Here is a 19,264-nt window from a genome sequence, read left to right on the forward strand (position 1 = left end):
TTGTCAACAAGGGGACCGCTTTTTTGGACATCAGCCGATTCGATGGGAGGTTATCCGTTCGGTTCAGCCGGCGGATCGCACGGAATCCGGTACACCTGAATCGGATTCGGGATATACGGATAACCGGCATACGGATAACCGTTGTACGGATAGGGCGAATACGGGGTAGGCGGGTACGGATAAGGCTGATAAGGATACGGGTACGGAACGGGCAGGACGACCGGTGTCAAGTTCCAAGGGTAATATCCTCCATGGTAACCGCCAGGATACCCGCCGTGGTATCCCCCGTGATATCCGCCGTGATGCCCCATACCGGGATGTCCGCCGTGAGGGTTCACGGCAGGCGGTCTGGAATCCGGCGTTCCGCTGCCGCTCCCATTAACCGCCGCATTTGTGGTTTGTTGCTCTTGCTGACTCATGCCTCTCTTCCCTTCTTGTAGAGGTTGTTCAAAAAGCCGATTTTGATCACGAAGCGGATCAGGAAGCCTGCCTGACATCGAATATGGAATTCAGCCGGAACTTCCGGTGCTCATAAAAGCTCCCGCTCCGCTCCTCATTTAGCTTCATCCCATCTTCTCGGTGCTGTAAACCGGACTTTTTGAACTCGCACTTATAGCGATATGATCCATCATATGCAACAAGCAGGGAAGAGGGCACTCGCCCGGTACGCTTCCGGCAGCTAGCGCCTTGGCGGTAGTGGACCCAAATATTGCAGCAGCTGACACTCGATCCGGCCGTTAAACAGCTTCCGTTTCTTATCGGAGGCTCGTCCGAAGTAATGCTCGAACTGCTTGCTCGGACTAAGGGCGAATAACGACCAGGTCGGCAGCTTTTCGAAAACGGTGCCGAGCTGACGAATCGCCTTCTCCACCTCGTCGCTCGTGCCGATCCGCTCCCCATACGGCGGATTCGTAATGATACAGCCGTAGTCGCTCTGCGGCCACAGCTTGGCGACCGGCTCTTCGAGGAATTTCAGTTCCCCGGACAGCCCGGCTTTTTTGGCGTTGGCTTTCGCGACCTCGATGGCGGCCGGATCGATGTCGGAGCCGATAATATCGAGCGGCTCGTCGTCACGCACCAGATCGTACGCTTCTTCGCGCGCCTGCTCCCAGATAGCAGAGTCCAGCGACGGCCACGCTTCGGCCGGGAACTCGCGCCTCAGTCCCGGGGCGATATTCCAGGCGATCATGGCGGCTTCGATCGGGATCGTCCCCGAGCCGCAGAACGGATCGATCAGCGGCCGCTCGGCCCGCCAGCGGCTAAGCAGCACCATTGCAGCGGCCATCGTTTCCTTCAGAGGCGCTTCGGTGATGAGCTTGCGGTATCCCCGTTTATGCAGCCCCGGTCCGGTCGTATCGATCGTGATGGTCGCCATATCGTTAAGCAGCGCTACCTCGATCACATAACGCGGACCTTCTTCCCGGAACCATTCGGTCGCATAGCGCTGTTTCATTTTTTCTACGACCGCTTTTTTGACAATACCTTGGCAGGCGGGAACGCTCGACAATTGCGATTTGTGGGAGCGGCCTTCGACGGGGAACTCCGCATCCTCCGGGATCCAGTCCGGCCATGGCAGCGCCTTGACGCCTTCGAACAGCTCGTCGAACGTGGTGGCCGGGAATTCTCCCATCTTCACCAGCACCCGGTCGGCTGTGCGCAGCCACAGATTCGCCCTCGCGATCGCGGACTTGTCGGCTAGAAAGACCACCTTCCCGTTCTCCACCTTGACTTCGTTGTACCCCAGCTCCCGGACTTCGCGGGCGACGACCGCTTCCAGCCCCATCGGAGAGGTTGCAATCAGTTCAATTTTCGTATCCACTTATAGGTTCACTCCATTTTCCCGGTAGTTCCGCATTTCGATTGCAGCGATTCCCGTAAAATCTTACAATAATCATGAAACCGTAAAAAAAGAACACGGATTCAGTATACGAGCCCGGACCATGTAACGGATTCAGAATTAAGTATAGGCGAAACGCCGGAAGTACACAAACGCGCTTTCGAGCGGGAACGGGAGGAACGGTCATGGAGGATCGATATTTTCAGACGGCGGATTTGTACGTCGAATCTTTGTATGAGAAGGATGCCGATCTCGAGCGAGTGAGGCAGTCGATAGCGGATAACGGCATGCCCGAAATATCGGTTGCGCCCGGATACGGAAGGCTGCTGACGCTGCTGGTCGGAATGTCCGGGGCCAAACGGCTGCTGGAGATCGGCGCGCTCGGGGGATACAGCGGAATTTGTCTGGCGCGCGGTCTGAACGGGGAAGGCAAGCTGTTCTCACTTGAGCTGAAGGAGGAGTTCGCGGCTGTCGCCCGGGCTAACGTAGAGGCGGCGGGTCTCGGAGCCATCGTCGAATACCGGATCGGAGAGGCTCTGCCCGCTCTGGAGAAGCTCGACGAGGAAGGCGAGAGGTTCGATTTCTTCTTCATCGACGCCGATAAAGGCAACTATGTCAACTATTTGGACTGGGCGATCCGGCTGGCGAATCCCGGTGCTCTGATCGTCGGCGACAACGCCCTGCTGCACGGCAAGACGATGGACCCGGCCGCCAAAGGCAACTCGGTCCAGATCGTGCGCGAGTTCAATAAACGAATGGCGACCGATCCGCGTCTGGAAGGGACGATTCTCCCTGCGTATGACGGGTTGTGTATAGCGAGAGTGAAGGGTTGACCTCGCCCGAGGATTGCAGTAAGGTTTCGTTATATGAATTGAACCCATTTACTCCTAAGAATAAGCGAACCGAATAGAAGGCCTGTACAGAAATTCATCCGATACGGATGGATGGGCCTCCAAATCATCGTTCAATTTCATAGAGGTTAGTTAGAATTCATAGATTGTTCGCTGAATAGGGGAGAAGTGGGATGCGTATCCGGTATGACCGTTTTCCGGGCGGCAAAATCAAAGCGGTAACGTTGAGCTACGATGATGGCGTCGTCCATGACCGCCGGCTGGTAGCGAGTATGAACAAGTATGGGCTCCGCGGCACGTTTCATATCAATTCCGGATTTCTGGACAACAAGGGCAAGCTGGACAGCGCGGAGATCGCGTCCTTGTATGCGGGGCATGAAATATCCGTTCATACGGTGAGCCATCCGTTCCTGGAACAGGCGCCGCCCGAGCAGATCGTCCGTGAGATTACGAAGGACCGCGAGGCTTTGGAAGCTCTTGCGGGTTACCCGGTCCGAGGAATGAGCTATCCGTTCGGCACGTGGAACGGGAAGGTCACGGCGATGCTGCCGTCGCTCGGGATCGAATATGCGCGTACGACCCGCAGCCACGGCACCTATGAGACGCCGGCCAATTTCCTGGAGTGGCACCCGACCTGCCACCATAAGCAGATGGTGGAGCATGCCGAGAAGTTCGTCGCATTGGAGCCGAGGCATTCGAGAATGCTGCTGCTGTATGTATGGGGCCACAGCTACGAATTCGATAACGACAACAACTGGGAGCTGGTCGACCGGTTTGGCGAAATCGTCGGCGGACGGGAAGACATCTGGTACGCGACGAACGCGGAGATCGTCGAATATATGACGGCTCTCGGCCGGCTGCGCTGGTCCGCTTCCTGCGAGTGGGTTCACAATCCGTCGGCGATTTCGGTATGGGTTAGCGCAGAGAATCATGCAGTAGAAATTCCCGGCGGCCAGACGGTTCAGCTGTCCGCACGTTAGTCGCCGTATTCTCCGTATCCGGGTACATAAGGAAAGACGCCTCCACCCTCTTGGAAGAGAGAACGAGGCGTCTTTTTTAATTTAGCAGAAGTATATCGTGGGAGTGGCTCTAATTTCGGGTAAACGCCAGCGTCAAAAGACGCCTGTAGGCGTTTGTCCTTGAGAGATCAGAATGTTTATGTTCTTCACCGTATTAAGGCATAGATTAGCCCGGAATTTAAGCTAAACCATACTCTAACGGACATGGTGGAGGCTATTTCGCTAAATAACAGTTTTTTAAAATGTAACGGTCACCACAGCGCTTATTTACTCCGAACTACCTCTAAAAGTAACATTTCTAACCAAATAGTTGCATCCATGTCCCTTAGAAATCAAATGAATCGAAATTCATCACAATAACGGCCGCTGTGTCCGTTAGAGTTTTTGTTCGTCGGACCGGGGAGCATGATCCTGTTCATGACTGCACCTCCCGGTTTTTCCGGGAGATCAGCGTCCGGTTGACCCAGGCTGCGTTGGCGAACAGCATCACCGTGGCGATCAGGAAAATGCCGCGAATCGTGATCAAGCCGGACAAGGCGCCGCCTACCGTCGGGCCGACCATATTGCCTAGGGACAGGAAGCTGCTGTTGAAGCTGTAAGAGCGGCTCTCCATCCCGTCAGGCGTATATTTGCGGATCAAGGCGTTGACGGACGGGAGCAAGCCGCCCATAAACATGCCGAGCATAAACCGGGCCGCGAACAGCTGCCAGACGTTCTGGACGAGCGCCTGCGGGATAAACATAATCGCCGAACCGATCAAGGATACGGCGAGCACCCGCTCCTGTCCGATCTTGTCCCCGAGCTTGCCGAGCAGCGGCGAAGCGATCATGTTCGAAAAGCCGGTAATCGAGCCGACCAGCCCGGAGAAAAAGGCGAGGTTTTCTCCGCTTGGATGAAGATGCTGCACGAATAGCGGAATGAGCGGCATCGAGCTGAGCATGGCGAACTGAATCAGAAACGTAACGGTAAACAGCGACGACAGCTGAGGAATTTTGCCCAGCTCCTTCAGTCCGGCGACGACCGATACGTTGGGCTGGACTGCCGCTTTGCCGGCGTCGAACTTTTCCTTGACGACGAACATGGCGAGCATCGAGGCGGCGAACAGCAAACCGCCGGTTATGTAGAAGATCGGCCGGAAGCCGATCCAATCGGCGAGCAAACCTCCGATGAAAGGGCCGAGTATGCTGCCGGCCGTTCCTCCCGATTGGAGCGTCCCCATGGAGAAGCCCATCTTCTCGCGGGGCGTGCTGGCGGACATCAGAGCAACCGCCGCCGGGACGAACCCGGAGATCGTTCCGTTTAATACGCGCAGCAGAAGCAGATGCCACACGTCTCCGGCAAATCCCATCAGGATCATCACGGCAGCCATGCCGAACCCTGACCGCAGCAGCATCATTTTCCGCCCGTACCGGTCCGCAAGTTTGCCCCACAGCGGCTGAAACAGAAAGGCGGTGACGAAGTTGCCTGCAAAGATGATGCCGGACCAAAAGGCGACCCGGTTCGGGTCGGTAATGCCGAGCTCTTGGATGTACAACGGCAAAAACGGAATGATCATCGTCATTCCGGCCATCACCAGGAAGTTACCGAACCAGAGCACACCCAGGTTAAGCTTCCAGTTGCTCACAATCGTTTCACTCCTCTGTCTTCCCACGAATGCAAAAACGTACCATTCACATAACCTTCATTATAGCATGTCTCCGGAAGGGGACAACCATAGCGGTGCCCGATAAAATTTTAAAACGGCTTGACGCAGCGGCCGGGCGGTTTGCGGAAGACGAAAGAACCCCGGGCAAAAGCCTCAGCAGACTTTTTCCCGGGGATTTATCGATTTATTTCCGAACGTGGCTGCCCGGTTTATTTCGTCTTGATCTGGACGGTCCGGAAATCGCCTTCCCAGGTTACGGTGCCTCCGAACGTCTCGCCGACGAAGCGGGCAGGAGCCATCGTATACCCGTTCACCAGCTGGGCGGGCACCTCCAGCTTGACGGCTTTGCCGTTCACATAGGCGGTATCGTCGCCAATCTTCAGCGAGACGGTCGTCCCGTTCCTGCTGCCGGTAGCGACGCTTGTGGCGGCATCCCACTTGACTTCCGCGCCCAGCCGCTCGAAGATGGCGCGAAGCGGAGCGAGCGTGGAGCCGTCCTGGATAATTGGCGGCTGTTCGAACTGCTGCTGCTCGCCGTCGATCCGGACCGCAACCTGCGATGACACGGGAATTGATTTGGAGGCGACCTTGTCGCCCGCGCGGTTGAATACTTGCAGCTCCAGCACCGAGCCCTCGGGAACTTCGCCGGCGTTCAGCCGGATGCCGTAGGGCGGCTTCGTCTGCTTCGCGATCGTCCGTCCGTTCAGCACATAATCGAGCCTGCCGATCCAGATGTCCGGGATGCGGACGAACGGCACGATTTCCGTTTCCCGCATGAACGGGGTCGAGGCGTCCACATACCCGATCGAGTCCGCAGGCTTAGCGCCCGTCTCCACCTTCGACAGCATATACGGATCGGTGATCACCGTCTTGTACAACTCCAGCATATCCGGATTGTCGCGCAGCAGGTAGTCGTTGCGGGATTCTTTATGCAACAGGTCCACGTTGAAATAAGTAATGGCTTTCAGACGCGGATATTTTTTGGGCATCACGCGGTACAGCCGGTCCAGGTTCATGAGAGCGAATTCCGTATGCGATTTGCCGTCGCTGTTCGTGTAGTGGGCGACCGCCGATTCGCTTAGCATGACCGGCTTGCGGTCGGCGTACAGCCTGTACAGCTCGTCGAGCCGTTCGATCGGCGTAGTCGCTTCCATGCTGACTTCCGGATTTCCGTGCGAATACGGCTCGGTATACAAGCTGACGCCGACCCAATCGACATATTCGTCGCCGGGGTAATAACGGTCCATGTTATATCTCGGCACGTCGCCCGGACTCCACACCATCGCCACGTTGGGCGCTTCGCTGTGCATCACGCTCGCTACGGTGCGGAATTTCTCGATATACGTTGCCGGATCGACCGCCCACGGGGTCCAGTCGCCGTTCATCTCGCCGGCGAAGCGCAGGAAGATCGGAATGCCGGCCGTTTTGGCATCCCGCGCCCATTTGCGCAAATAGCTGTCATCCAGCACGGGGTCGAGTCCGTTCAGCGGCTGCCAGGCGATCTGCAGGGCGCCGCCCGCTTCCTTCGCATTGGAGACATACCGCGACGGAAACGATTCTCCATAGGTAGCATAAGCGAGGTACATTGCGTGATTTTTGCCATAGATCGAAGCGGATCGGTCGAAATGGTTGCCCATCTGCTCATCCTGCTCCGAGTAGATGCCCACGTACATGCCGTATTCCGGCTCGAACTTGGCGAGCTTCCCGGACTTCGGCTTGTACGACTCCAGCTGTGCGGAATCCGGACGTGCGGAGGCGTACAGTTCGATCGTGGTGCGAAGCTGATAAGCGCGCTCCCAGTCGTTCGAGCCCCAGTCCTTGCCGTCGTTCAGCCAGAACAGGTTCTCCAGCTCGTAATATTCGATTGCCTTGTCGTAATTGCGCACCGAATCGTAATACTCGTTGAGGCTCCCGGCGTATAACGCCGCGGTGTTCCAGTCGGCTTCCGCTTCGGCCCTGCGCATTAGCGAATCCCAGATGGGCACGGCCAGCTCGGATTGTCCGGCGTCCCGGTAAGCTTCGGCCTTCAGATGCAAATTCCAGGGGTGTTCCTCCGCAGCGTGCAACGGAGACACTGAGCCGGCCAAAAGGCCGAAAGAGAGAAGGGCGGCAAGCGCTGTTTTACGCGTGATCGGATATTGGGCCAAGATCATGATGACACATCCTTAAGCCTTGCGGCAGTCTTGCTTATATCGTACCAAGGAAAAGCCCGGCTTGTCATTAGCGAGATGGGATACCAAGAAGGCGCTGACAGGATGCGCCAGGCAAACCGGTCATTACTTTTTGGAGGCGCCGGCCTCGGCGATTTTGGCGTTAATTTGTTCGTCCGTATTGCGCAGCATCGTGTTCAGATCGATATCGCCGATGATATACTTTTTGAGCTCGGCGAGAAACAGGGAATTGGCGGTCGCGTTGAATTCGGTCAGCTTGCTCGGCTTGGCGGGCTTGGCCGGCGTAAACGCTTTGGCATTTTTCCCTTGCAGGTAGGGGATATCCTGACCGACGGCGCTGCGTACGGCCTGGCTTTTGACAATCGGCGTGAATCCTTGCTTCGACCGCTCCAGCTGCCATTCCTCGCTCGTGAGATAAGCCAGCACCTGAAACGCCGCTTCCTTCTTTTTGCTCGTATTGATGATGCTGAAGTAGGTCGGGTACAGCTGGGAGCCGATTCCGGGGAGCTCCTTGTATTCGGGCATCGGGACGGCATCCATGTTGATCCCGTACGTCTGCGGATTCAGAAAAGTCGCGTCGAGCGAATTGACATACATCGCAGCCGTTTTCTCGACCGTAAACTGGGCGTGAGCTAAACCGACCGTAGAGGCGTTGACCTCGTTGCCGGGAATTTGATGGAACCGCTTCAGATTTTGCGAATGTTTGGCCCAGTTTGGATCGGCATTCATCAGTGCTTTTTTCGTGACGGGGTCTACGTAACTGGCGGAGAACTGGTTTACGAGCGCAACATGGGAATGGGAGGCGACGAATCCCCGGTATTGGATCTCGCCGTCTTTGCGGGTCAGCTTGACGGCAAGATCGTACACTTCGTCCCAGGTCATGCCGTCCTTCGGGTAGCTGACGCCGAATTTATCGAACAGATCCTTGTTATAGACGAGCGCGTTGGCCGTCGTGCCGACAGGCAGCCCGAGCAGACCGCCGCCGGATAGCTCCTGCAGCAGCTGGATGGGCGTCGGATCAAGCAGCGACAGGTCGTATTTGTTCGTTTTGATCAGCTCGCTGTGGTCGAAGGCGAGGCCGTTATCGATAATTGCAGGAATAAACGAGCCTACGGACGTTACGATGACGTCGATGTCGTTAGAGCCGCTTGCGATCATTTCCTGCAGGCCGACATTTTTGTCGTTGATTTTTTGCGTAAATTTGAATTCAACTTTGACATGCGGAAATTTTTTCTGGATCGCATTCCCGTACAGATCCATGAACCATTCCACAGAGCGGCCGCTCGACGGCTCGAAAAATGTGAGTGTCACCGGTTCCGCCTGCTTGGAAGCCGTCCTCGGAATCGGCGCCGCGTTCTGGCTCGTGTCCGTGTCTTTGCCGCTCGGGCCGCTGCTGCAGGCTGTTAAAGATACGGCCAGCAGGGGGAGCCCAATCAAATTCCATGCCTTTTTGGTTTTCATAGGATGATGACCTCCTCAAGAAATATAAGCCGAGAGCGAATTTTTCTGTATCCGCTTACAACGATGCGGGGCAACAATTTGCTTGGGGACTTGCTGGAGCGGCGGCGTCTCGAATATGATTATAATCATACAGAACCAGGCGAAAACGTTAGGACGGATCGTATCCAAAACAAGCTATTTTTTAACATGCGGGGAGGACTTTCGGTGAGTAAAATCGTGTATCCGGAGTATCAGCTGCACATCGGAGGACTTGGGGAAACTACAGGCAAGCACCGGTTCTTTATGGCCAGGACGGTCGTCAAGGATGTCCGGCTCCATCATCACGACTACGTGGAGCTGAACTATGTGCTGGAGGGAAACGGGATTCAGATGATTAACGGAATCGCCGGACAGCTTAGGCCCGGCACTTTATCGTTCGTGCTGCCCCACCATATGCACGAGATGCGCCGCGTATCGGATGAGCCCAGCGCCCGGATCTGCTGTATGTTCGATCTGCAGCTTCTTCTGGGCGGCCGTGACGATTCCGAGCTGTCGAGGCTTTTGTACGGAGTGGGTACAAGCAGCTCCTCTTTCGTTCATGTGGAAGGAGAGCGCAACGAGCGGATCAGGCGGCTGTTCCAGGAGCTGCAAGACGAATACAGCCTTCCCGGTCAAGCGGGTTACCGGGATATGATCCGGTCGATTTTGACCGAAATTTTGCTGTTGTTCGTCCGCTCCGGCAACGGTTCCGCTACTTCCGGGCCCGTTTATGAACAGAAGGACAACTGGTTTTGGCAAGTTTTACTATACATCCACGTCCATTACGCCGAATGTGTCACGCTCGAATCAATTTCCCGGCAATTTAATATCAGCGTCACTCACATTAGCCGAACGTTCAAAAAACAGACGGGTCTCAGCTTTCTGGAATATTTGCAGAAAATCCGAATTGACAGCGCTTGCAGTCTGCTTGCCCATACGAATATGCCGATTACCGACATTACGTTCGAAACCGGCTTCGAATCGTTCCGCAGCTTCAGCCGGGTGTTCCGGGATACGAAGGGTTTGACCGCGAGCGAATACCGCAAGCAGGCGGCGGAACGGATGAACCAGGTCAAGTATGGAATCCCTTGAAATTGCAAAATGTAGTTCTAGAGTAGCCTCCAGATAAAGGGGGCGGGCGAAAGGATGGAACTGCTGATGAACGAGCGGCAATTGGACGGCTACCTGTACGCGCTTGACCTGTGCGCGAGCCGGGTCGCGCCGGAGCCCACGCCGGAGCTGGGCGACAGGATCGAGGAGGTCAAGTGGATTTTGCAGCGCATCTACAAACAGCCGGTGACGGAGGAGGAGGCCGGGGGATAGCCGATCGGATGAGGGATACCGTGGGTATATCCGTTTTTTCCCTTGTCGGAGCGGTCCGGAACCTTTATAATGGGCACGATATCCGACTGATAGGAGAACTTGAGAGAGATGGGTGTATACAAACGTTTTTTTTCGTACTACAAGCCTCATAAGCGGCTGTTTATGCTCGATTTCGGCAGCGCGTGCGTCGTTGCCGTCCTGGAGCTCGGCTTTCCGCTTGCCGTGCAATGGTTCGTCGACTCGCTGCTGCCGCAGGGCGAATGGAGAACGATCGTGCTGGCCGGAACCGGGCTTTTTGCGCTTTACGTCGTCAGTACGGGGCTGCAATTTATCGTTAACTATTGGGGACATAAGCTCGGAATCAATATCGAAACCGATATGAGGCAGCAGCTGTTCCAGCATGTGCAGAAGCTTTCGTTTCGTTTTTTCGATAATACGAAAACCGGCTATCTGATGTCGAGGATGACCAACGACCTGTTCGATATAGGGGAGATGGCGCACCACGGGCCGGAGGATCTGTTTATCGCCTGCATGACCTTCGTCGCCGCCTTCGTTATTATGCTGTCGATTAATCCGGAGCTGGCGCTGATTACGTTCGTCGCGGTACCGCTGCTTGTCTGGCTGATCGGTGTCTGCAACAAAAAGCTGCACACAGCGGCGAATCGGATGTATGCGGAGATTGCGGAAGTGAACGCCCGCGTCGAAGACAGCATGTCCGGCATCCGCGTCGTCAAATCGTTTACGAACGAAGCGTTCGAGACATCGAAATTCAAGCGGGACAACGCCAATTTCCGCAAGGCGAAGCTGCGGTCGTATTGGATCATTTCATTCAGTTCGTCCGGCATTTATTTTATGACGCGACTTTTCTCGCTTCTCGTACTTATGTTCGGTGCGTGGTTCAGCTTCCAGGGTGAGCTGACATATGGGGAGCTGATCGGTTTTCTGCTGTATGTCAACCTGTTTTTCAAGCCGATCGAGAAAATCAACGCCCTGCTGGAGATGTATCCGAAAGGAATGGCCGGCTTCAAAAGGCTGACCGAGCTGCTCGATACGGCTCCCGATGTGGCCGATTCGCCGCATGCGGTCGACGCCGGCAAGCTGCACGGGAATATCGAGTTCCGCGACGTGACGTTCGGCTACGAGGGACACGCCAAGGTGCTGCAGCATATCGATTTGCGGATTCGCGCCGGAGAAACGGTCGCCTTCGTCGGTCCGTCCGGGGCGGGCAAAACGACGCTGTGCAGCCTGATCCCGCGGTTTTATGAGGTGGACGGGGGAGCGATCGAGATCGACGGAACCGATATCCGCTCGATGACGCAGCGCTCGCTCCGTCAAAATATCGGGATTGTGCAGCAGGACGTTTTTCTGTTCACCGGCACGATCCGCGAAAACATCGCTTACGGCAAGCTGGATGCGACGGAGGCGGAGATCCGGGATGCCGCGAGACGGGCGCATCTGGAGTCGTTCATTAGCGCACTGCCGGCCGGCTATGACACACAGATCGGCGAGCGCGGCATTAAGCTGTCGGGCGGGCAGAAGCAGCGTCTGGCGATCGCGCGGATGTTCCTGAAAAATCCGCCGATTTTAATTTTGGATGAGGCGACTTCGGCACTGGATACGGAGACGGAAGCCGTCATCCAGCAAGCGCTTGAGGAGCTGGCTGTCAACCGGACGACGCTCGTCATCGCCCATCGTCTGGCGACGATCCGTCATGCTGACCGCATCGTGGTCGTCACCGAAGACGGAATCGCCGAGCAGGGGCGGTACGAGGAGCTGGTTCAAGGCGGCGGCGTCTTCGCGGGGCTGCACCGGGCCCAGTTTCAGCCGGTGCCATGACGGCTTGTAGACCCGTGCAGACTAGGAGCGGAACCGGGATCGGGAGCGGGAAGGGACAGGCGGTCTGAAGAAGCCGTGTACATGAAAGCCATGCTTCTTCACATAATTTCCTTGGAAGCGGGAACAGTAACGGAGGTGGAAGCTGCTGCTCTACCGGCTTACCGAACCGAATTCTAAGGAGATGAACGAACCGATGCCTTTCGGCGCGCACGAAACGATGGAAGTCCATGAGATCCTTGACGGAACGATGAACATGATCAATCATTTTTCGTATTACGCCCTGCAAGTGCAGAACCCGGAGCTGCGTACGATGCTGGAGCGGCATCTGCAGTCGGCTGCTCAAGCTTACGACCAGTTGGTTGCGTATACGCACGATTACAGCACTGCCTCCGGCCGGATGCAGCCGTACGGAATGCCGCAGGTTCAGCCTCAGCAAGTGATGTACGGGCTTCGTCAACCGGCCCCTCACACGCCAATGCAAGGGCAGTTCGACGACCGCCAGATCGCTGCGGCGATGCTGAGCTGTCACAAAAACTCAGCCAAAAACCATATAGCCGGCTCGCTTGAATGCGCCGACCCGAACGTTAGGCAGATGCTCGTGAACGGTGCGGTCGCCTGCGCGAACCAAGCGTATGAAGTGTTCCTCTTCATGAACCGGCAAGGCGAGTATCAAGTGCCGACGATGCAGGACCACACGGCCAAAACGTTCCTGCACACGTACCAGCCGATGCAAGGCGGCTATATGCCGAACGGGAACTAGAAGCTTTTTTACAGGGTGCCGGTAAGCCGGCGCCTTTTTTCTATATGGAGCAAGTGCAGCTGGGAGGGCGAGTCTGCTTGCGGCGGGGTGCAGGAGGCAAGCGTTGTGAAAGATGGAGGAGGGAGGGGGGAGAAGGGAAATTGCAGGTAGAAGCCGTAGGAAGCAAGGCCCGAGTCGAACCCCGGCCCTAGTCTCTGCCCCAGCTAAACGCCCCCGCCGCAAACTTGGCCTCACGGCGAATTCCTCCCGGTCTTGCCTCCAGTGTTTGACGATCCGGCATCCAACTTTGCCTCACGCAGAGTCCCGCCCCGGCCCTTGATCCAGGTTTTGGGGGCGGGGCCGCGGTCTAATTCGAAGCTGATCTATTGATAGGCCATCGAAGGCGTTACCTGCATCATTTTCCGGTATTGGTCGGGCGTCATCCCGACCTGTTTTTTGAAGACGCGGCTAAAGTGGGAAAGGTGTTTGAAGCCGACTTTGTAGCACACGTCGGTGACGGTATGGCCGTCGCTGTGGAAAAATAAAATTTTAGCCTGATTGACCCGGCGCGTGTAAATATAATCGAACACCGTCATGCCCGTCACCTCGCGGAACAGCTTCATCAAATGAAAGCGGTTTAGGTGGAGATCTGCGGCCATCTTGTCGAGCTCGATATCTTCCGCATAACCTTCCTCGATATAAGCGATCATCCGCTGCACATGCCGCTCCCGGTCCGTGACGTTGGCGCGGGCAACTTCCATATCGACCTGACATTTCTCATAGATCAACATCAGCAGATCGAAAAAAGCGCTAAGCAGTCTGTTCCGGTTGATGACGTCGTTTTTGTAATACACGTTGTTGATACGCTCCAAAATGCTTTCGAATTCCGTTTTGGATTCCGCATCGAGCCGGATATGATGGTTGCCGAGCAGCTCGAACGGCCGGAGCGGTCCGCACGCAAGCAGACTGGGGCCGAACAGTTGAACCAGATGCGGATTAAACGAAAACATCGTGCGCACATATTCCGAAGAAGGATGTACTTTCGGGCAATGGCGGGTCATGCCGTTCATAATAATCAGATCGCCGGACTCCAAAGGAATGATCCGGTCGCCGATCAAATAATCGCACCGACCGCTATGGAAATAGTAGATTTCGTATTGGGAATGAGAGTGAAAAGAAGTAGTGACGGGGAAATAATTCCATTTGTAATAATATTCGGTGAACATCCGGATAGGATTAGACTTTGGTTTCATTCCGATGACATCCTCCTTTATCCCGCGCACAGCTATCATGTATCTGTATTATACCACAGCCGTCTTAGGCGAGAAGCAGGAGGATTAAGCCCGGACCCCCCGTCCGCTTATTGCTTGATTACCGCCTGCCGCCTACCGTCCGTCCGCCTGCCATTGCCTTCCCCCGCCTGCCGCCCAGCCGCTGATAAACTCCATCGCCCGATATCGCCCCGCCCCCGTCTGACCGCTCTGAACCGACTCCAGTCCATATCAAGCCGATGACGGGGTTTCCCCAAAAAACCACTGACAGTTAAATGAACCGCCAGCCTTCCCATTCGTGTCTAAAGCCATTAGCCGGAGTGCTGTGCTATATTTCTAATATGAAATCGCTTGCAGATCAAATTTTAAGCAGATAACGATAAGGGGTGTTCACTATGAGTAAAAAAATAGTAAACAGTGTACTAGCAGCAGCGCTTGTATCCACAATGCTGGCCGCATGCGGAGGGAAAGGCCAAGCCGGTGTGCAGGGCGGGGACGTCCAGCAGCCGCCGAAGAAGGAAGAGCCGATCGAGCTTGTGTTCTATGACGGAGGCGGCGACTGGCCGGAGGAGCGGTTCGAGAGAGAGATCGGAGGTCCGATCAAACAAAAGTTTCCGCATATTACGCCGAAATTCGTACCGATGACGAACGGGAAAAAAGTGCAGGAGATGATTACAGCCGGCGAGCAGTTGGACCTCATTTTCTCGTCGACGGGACTCGTATACAACAATTTGCTTCAGCATGAGCTTCAAACCGATATTACACCGCTCATCGAGAAATACAAGTTCGACTTGAACAAGCTCGAACCGGCGGTCGTCGACCAGATGAAACTGCTGGGCGGTGGAGGCATGTACGGGCTGCCGGTATTCATGTCGCCTGCGACGGTGTATTACAATAAGGACATCTTCGACAAGTTCGGCGTTCCGTATCCGAAGGACGGGAATACGTGGGACGATCTGTACGATCTGGCCAAACGGCTGACGCGGGAAGATGGTGGCGTCACCTATCGCGGGCTGTTCGTATCCGCCCAGCATTTCATGAGGCTGAATCCGTATTCGCTCAAAACGTTCGACCCGGCCACTCAGAAGGCGTCCTATTCCGAGGAAAAGTGGAAAAAGCTGTTCGACAATCTGACCCGTTTCTATACGCTTCCGGGATATAACATGAACGGCAACCTGACGTATGTAACGAATCAGCGCAATACGTTCGTCAAAGACCGGACGGTCGCGATGTGGATTCCGGTCAGCACGCTGCACACGGCCCAAGAGCTGGAAGGCATGAATTGGGATCTGGCGACATTCCCGGCGATGGCCGATCAGCCCGGCGTAGGACCGCAGCCGTACCCGAACGCGTTCTGGCTGACGAATACGAGCAAGCATAAGGATCAGGCGTTCCAGGTGATGGCTTATCTGGCTTCGGAGGAGTTTCAATTGCCCGGCGTGAAGCGGGGAGAGTTCATATCCGCGCTGAAGAGCGAGGAGCTGAGAAAAGCGTTCGGCCAAGACGCGGCGATGTATAAAGGGAAAAACAGCAAAGCGATCGTACCGGCCAAGTTCGCTCCGGCGGCGCCGATCGGGAAATTCAACAGCGTCGCGGAAGGCAACCTGCTTACAGGCTACAACAACGTGATCCTCGGCAAAAAGGACGTCAATACCGCGCTGCGGGAAGCGGAGGAAGCGACGAACAAAAAGATTCAGGAAGAGCTGAAAAAATAGAGCTATCCTGCATTGCCAGCACGGATGAACTTTGATATGATGAGGGCAACTGAACAGTCCGCACGCGACTGGCGAATCAAGTGGGGCACCACTGGGGAGCGTGCGGAAGGGACAACTGCCGCTCGCCTGGGTAAAGTGTCCGGAGTACCGCATATAGCGGCTGCTTCGGATGCTTTTTTTTGTTGTACGCCATTGCAGATATCGGGGATCTGTTAGGGTTCCGCGATAACCGGGAGGGATACGTATGGGAGTATGGTTAAGGGCGAAGGAAACCGCCGAGCAAGTCCGTGCGGAAGTAGCGGCAGAAGCAGAGCGGCAGCGTGCGAACGGAACGATACCGAAAATAGCGGCGCTTGTAGTTGGAAACGATCCGGCTTCCGTCTATTACGCGGAGACGAAACGCAAAGTCGCGGCGAAGCTCGGAATCGAGTTCGAACTGATGATGCAGCCGGGTGACGTTACGCAGGAGCAGCTGATCCGTATCGTATCGAAATGGAGCAGGGATGCAGCCGTACACGGAATTATGCTGGAGCTGCCGCTGCCTGCTCACATCTCGACTTCTGCGGTAGCGGAGGCGATCGATCCGCTCAAAGACGTTGACGGGGTCACACCGGCCAACAGGCTTGCCGTCATGACCGGCGAGCCTGGATTAGTTCCGGCTACCCCGCAGTCGTGCATCCGCTTGCTGAAAGCATACGGCTATACGCTGGAAGGGAAAAATGTGACGCTGGTCGGACGCGGTCAAACGGTCGGTTTGCCGCTGTTCCATATGCTGCAGCGGGAGCAGGCGACCGTCACCGTATGTCATTCGCGAACTCCCGATTTGACGTTTCATCTGAAACACGCGGATATTGTCGTAGCCGCTGTCGGGAAACCGGGAGTTATTACCTGGGAAATGATCCGGCCCGGGACGATCGTCATAGACGCGGGCATCCATGAGCTGCCGGATGGTAGGATTACCGGCGATGTCGATCCGCGTGCGATCGAGGTTGCGGAAGCGATGTCTCCGGTTCCCGGGGGCGTAGGCGCTTTAACGACGGCGCTGCTGTTCGAAAATGCGATGCGGGCGATTCGGCTGCAGCAGCAGGCTGGAAGGGAGGCTGCACGATGATGGAGCAGCAAAACGCGATGTTCGACCGGACGATCCGGTCGTTTGTTCAAGAAGCGGGAGCGGCTGTTCCGACGCCGGGCGGAGGCAGCGTCTCGGCGCTCGTCGGAGCGCTCGGGACCGCGATGGTGTCGATGGCGGCCAATTTTACCCAAGGCGCGAAATTCGCCGGAGCGGAAGCGGCGATGAAAGAAGTGGTCGGCCGGCTGCAGGACTGGACCCGGGATTGCGAAGACTTGCTGGAGGCGGACGTCGCTTCTTTTGAGCGGTATATGTCGGCTCTGAAGCTGCCGAAGTCGACGGACGAGGAGAAGCGGGTGCGTGCGCAAGCGATCCAGGATGCGGCGGGCCAGGCGATCGAAGTGCCGCTCGCGCTTATGCGCGTATGCCGGGACGCCCTTGAGCAAACGGTGCGTATCGCGGAGTCCGCCAATCCGAACGTCATCTCCGATCTCGGGATCGGCGCGATTTTGTTCGATTCGGCGGCTCAGTCCGCTTATTTAACCGTAGAAATCAATCTGGCCTCGCTGAAAGACGAGGAAGCGAAGCAGCGGTACGACGAACGGGCGGCTGCGCTGCTCGGGGAGACGGCAAGGCTGAAGACGCAAGCCGTAACCGCCGTACGCGGGATCATCTGGAGAGGAAGCAGGTAGGATGCCGAAACTGAATATAGCTATATTCGCTTCGCACGGAGGCTCGAACGCCCAGGCGATCATCAATGCCGCTGCAGCAGGGAACATGAACGCAGCCGTTAAAGCGGTGATCAGCAACAATTCGCAGTCGGGAGCGCTGGAGAGAGCGAAGCAAGCGGGAATTCCCGGCTTTCATCTCAGCTCGAAAGCTTATCCGGAGCCGGAAGCGCTGGACCGGACGATACTGGATACGTTGATCGCACAAGAGGTGAATCTGATCGCGCTGGCCGGCTATATGAAAAAGCTCGGTCCGCAAACGCTGGCCGCCTACGCCGGACGTATCGTGAACATTCACCCGTCGCTTCTGCCGAAGTTCGGCGGACACGGGATGTACGGCCATCGCGTGCACGAGGCGGTGCTCGCTGCGGGCGAGAAAGAGACGGGGGTAACGATGCATCTGGTCGACGGCGAGTACGACGAAGGACCGGTGATTGCGCAAAGCGTCGTGCCCGTCGAGCCAGGCGATTCGGTCGAGACGCTGGCTGCGCGAGTGTTGCGCAGAGAGCATGCGTTTTACGTCGAGACGCTCGGACGGATTGCGGACGGAGAGATCGTGCTGCCGCCGCTGAACGGTTGAGGCTGTGGAGGAGGAGCCTAGACGCGGCTCGATCCGGTAAGAAGCGTTTACACTCGATACCGTGCGAATGAAGAAAAGTACTACCATTTAATACCAAATTGATTATACAAAGCCCGGGCATGTCAGGTCATGCTGCCGCCCTGGCTCTACGCGCCGGCCCAATAGAGATGCTCCAGCGTAACGAGCCAGGTTAATCCTAGTGACTCGGCCAGGAGGACCGATGGCCGGTTACGGTCTTCGACCTGATATCGCGGGATGAGATTTCGGCTCAGCAGTCCATTGCCGGCGGCTTGTACGACTTTTTTGGCGTAACCGTTACCCCGATATTCCTCTGCGGTATGGACGGCGCCGACTTCCCAAACTCTGCCGTAATTGCGAAAGACGATGCAGGTGCTGGCAGGTTTTCCGTCAGTATAGAAACTGTAAGACCTCGCCCCGTGAGCGAACAGCTGCTCGATTTCTCCAAGCTCGTATCCGTTGGAGAGCCACATCGGCAGCAGTTCTTCTTGCAGAGTGTCCCATGCGATCACCTCATCCGGGCTTTGACCGGGAAACGGCTCCAGACAGGAGTAGGAATAAAAGGAACGAATCCCGGCAAGCTTGAACTTCCGCTCGAGAAGCTGCTTGTACGCGTTTCTCTGAACTTTAAATACGGCGGGTTTCTTCGGAATCGGGGGATCGTCGAGCAATCGCTCCAGCAGACGGTTGTCCGTACCGGCCAGCATATATACCGACTCTGCCTCCGGATACGTCTTCCGATCGTAGGAAGAAAACTCCACCGGAAGCGACAGCAGCAGCCCCCAGCTGGAATCCCGTTCCAGCACCGTACAGCCGAGCTTGCTGCCATACGTATCGATCATTTTCAGCAGGGTAATATTCTCGAGGACGTTACTGCTTAACTGTTGTTTGGCTTTACTCCACATGGACGCACCACCTCTTTCTATGTCGGAATCGACATCTTCATTTTCCAGTTGATGGGCGGTTGTAGTCAATGGGGGATG

17 protein-coding genes and 1 riboswitch are annotated in these 19,264 nt (G+C 56.1%); of the genes, 10 read left to right on the forward strand and 7 right to left on the reverse strand.

Annotation, left to right across the window (positions count from 1 at the left end; translation table 11 throughout):
* Window positions 1-50 precede the first annotated feature (50 nt).
* Window positions 51-419 (reverse strand): hypothetical protein, encoded by a 369-nt coding sequence (locus tag PV433_RS13755; RefSeq protein WP_332072658.1) that lies wholly within the window; start codon window positions 417-419, stop codon window positions 51-53.
* A gap of 260 nt (window positions 420-679) precedes the next feature.
* Window positions 680-1,819 (reverse strand): THUMP domain-containing class I SAM-dependent RNA methyltransferase, encoded by a 1,140-nt coding sequence (locus PV433_RS13760; RefSeq protein ID WP_442951522.1) that lies wholly within the window; start codon window positions 1,817-1,819, stop codon window positions 680-682.
* A gap of 203 nt (window positions 1,820-2,022) precedes the next feature.
* Here PV433_RS13760 and PV433_RS13765 point away from each other — a divergent pair, with 203 nt between their 5' ends.
* Together PV433_RS13765 and PV433_RS13770 are read left to right on the forward strand one after the other, a co-directional pair.
* Window positions 2,023-2,670, forward strand: a complete 648-nt coding sequence (locus tag PV433_RS13765) for an O-methyltransferase (protein WP_332072659.1) — start codon at window positions 2,023-2,025, stop codon at window positions 2,668-2,670.
* Window positions 2,671-2,861: 191 nt separating this feature from the next.
* On the forward strand, window positions 2,862-3,668 hold the full coding sequence (locus PV433_RS13770; protein WP_332072660.1) for a polysaccharide deacetylase family protein: 807 nt from the start codon (window positions 2,862-2,864) through the stop codon (window positions 3,666-3,668).
* 454 nt (window positions 3,669-4,122) lie between these two features.
* Here PV433_RS13770 and PV433_RS13775 read toward each other — a convergent pair whose 3' ends face one another.
* From PV433_RS13775 to PV433_RS13785, 3 genes are all read right to left on the reverse strand, one after another.
* Window positions 4,123-5,331, reverse strand: coding sequence for an MFS transporter (locus tag PV433_RS13775; RefSeq protein WP_332072661.1), 1,209 nt, complete (start codon window positions 5,329-5,331; stop codon window positions 4,123-4,125).
* A 230-nt stretch (window positions 5,332-5,561) separates the two neighbouring features.
* Window positions 5,562-7,505 carry a stalk domain-containing protein gene (locus PV433_RS13780; protein WP_332072662.1) on the reverse strand — a complete coding sequence of 648 codons (1,944 nt, stop codon included), beginning with the start codon at window positions 7,503-7,505 and terminating at the stop codon, window positions 5,562-5,564.
* Window positions 7,506-7,628: 123 nt separating this feature from the next.
* Window positions 7,629-8,984 carry an ABC transporter substrate-binding protein gene (locus PV433_RS13785; RefSeq protein WP_332072663.1) on the reverse strand — a complete coding sequence of 452 codons (1,356 nt, stop codon included), beginning with the start codon at window positions 8,982-8,984 and terminating at the stop codon, window positions 7,629-7,631.
* A 204-nt stretch (window positions 8,985-9,188) separates the two neighbouring features.
* Here PV433_RS13785 and PV433_RS13790 point away from each other — a divergent pair, with 204 nt between their 5' ends.
* The 4 genes from PV433_RS13790 (at window position 9,189) to PV433_RS13805 (ending at window position 12,921) form a co-directional block, all read left to right on the forward strand.
* Window positions 9,189-10,094 (forward strand): AraC family transcriptional regulator, encoded by a 906-nt coding sequence (locus PV433_RS13790; protein ID WP_332072664.1) that lies wholly within the window; start codon window positions 9,189-9,191, stop codon window positions 10,092-10,094.
* 54 nt (window positions 10,095-10,148) lie between these two features.
* Window positions 10,149-10,325 carry a hypothetical protein gene (locus PV433_RS13795; protein ID WP_332072665.1) on the forward strand — a complete coding sequence of 59 codons (177 nt, stop codon included), beginning with the start codon at window positions 10,149-10,151 and terminating at the stop codon, window positions 10,323-10,325.
* A 108-nt stretch (window positions 10,326-10,433) separates the two neighbouring features.
* The gene (locus tag PV433_RS13800) at window positions 10,434-12,161 is read left to right on the forward strand and encodes an ABC transporter ATP-binding protein (RefSeq protein WP_332072666.1); all 1,728 of its coding nucleotides are present in this window, start codon (window positions 10,434-10,436) and stop codon (window positions 12,159-12,161) included.
* A 193-nt stretch (window positions 12,162-12,354) separates the two neighbouring features.
* Window positions 12,355-12,921 carry a spore coat protein gene (locus PV433_RS13805; protein WP_332072667.1) on the forward strand — a complete coding sequence of 189 codons (567 nt, stop codon included), beginning with the start codon at window positions 12,355-12,357 and terminating at the stop codon, window positions 12,919-12,921.
* Window positions 12,922-13,283: 362 nt separating this feature from the next.
* On the opposite strand, the gene PV433_RS13810 is transcribed toward PV433_RS13805, so the two are convergent.
* Complete coding sequence (locus PV433_RS13810; protein WP_332072668.1) at window positions 13,284-14,153, reverse strand: helix-turn-helix transcriptional regulator; 870 nt, start codon at window positions 14,151-14,153, stop codon at window positions 13,284-13,286.
* A 413-nt stretch (window positions 14,154-14,566) separates the two neighbouring features.
* Here PV433_RS13810 and PV433_RS13815 point away from each other — a divergent pair, with 413 nt between their 5' ends.
* From PV433_RS13815 to purN, 4 genes are all read left to right on the forward strand, one after another.
* Window positions 14,567-15,886, forward strand: a complete 1,320-nt coding sequence (locus tag PV433_RS13815; protein WP_332072669.1) for an ABC transporter substrate-binding protein — start codon at window positions 14,567-14,569, stop codon at window positions 15,884-15,886.
* A 54-nt stretch (window positions 15,887-15,940) separates the two neighbouring features.
* Window positions 15,941-16,025, forward strand: a riboswitch (ZMP/ZTP riboswitch).
* 105 nt (window positions 16,026-16,130) lie between these two features.
* A complete protein-coding gene (locus tag PV433_RS13820) occupies window positions 16,131-16,997 on the forward strand; it encodes a bifunctional 5,10-methylenetetrahydrofolate dehydrogenase/5,10-methenyltetrahydrofolate cyclohydrolase (protein ID WP_332072670.1) in 867 nt (288 codons plus the stop codon).
* A complete protein-coding gene (locus PV433_RS13825; protein WP_332072671.1) occupies window positions 16,994-17,647 on the forward strand; it encodes a cyclodeaminase/cyclohydrolase family protein in 654 nt (217 codons plus the stop codon). The genes PV433_RS13820 and PV433_RS13825 overlap by 4 nt, the downstream gene beginning before the upstream one ends.
* A 1-nt stretch (window position 17,648) precedes the next feature.
* Window positions 17,649-18,263, forward strand: a complete 615-nt coding sequence (gene purN / locus PV433_RS13830) for a phosphoribosylglycinamide formyltransferase (protein WP_332072672.1) — start codon at window positions 17,649-17,651, stop codon at window positions 18,261-18,263.
* 146 nt (window positions 18,264-18,409) lie between these two features.
* Here purN and PV433_RS13835 read toward each other — a convergent pair whose 3' ends face one another.
* Window positions 18,410-19,186 (reverse strand): GNAT family N-acetyltransferase, encoded by a 777-nt coding sequence (locus PV433_RS13835; protein ID WP_332072673.1) that lies wholly within the window; start codon window positions 19,184-19,186, stop codon window positions 18,410-18,412.
* Between the last annotated feature and the right edge of the window lie 78 nt (window positions 19,187-19,264).

It is taken from the genome of Paenibacillus sp. GYB004 (assembly GCF_036577605.1).
Classification (GTDB): domain Bacteria; phylum Bacillota; class Bacilli; order Paenibacillales; family NBRC-103111; genus Paenibacillus_AB; species Paenibacillus_AB oceani.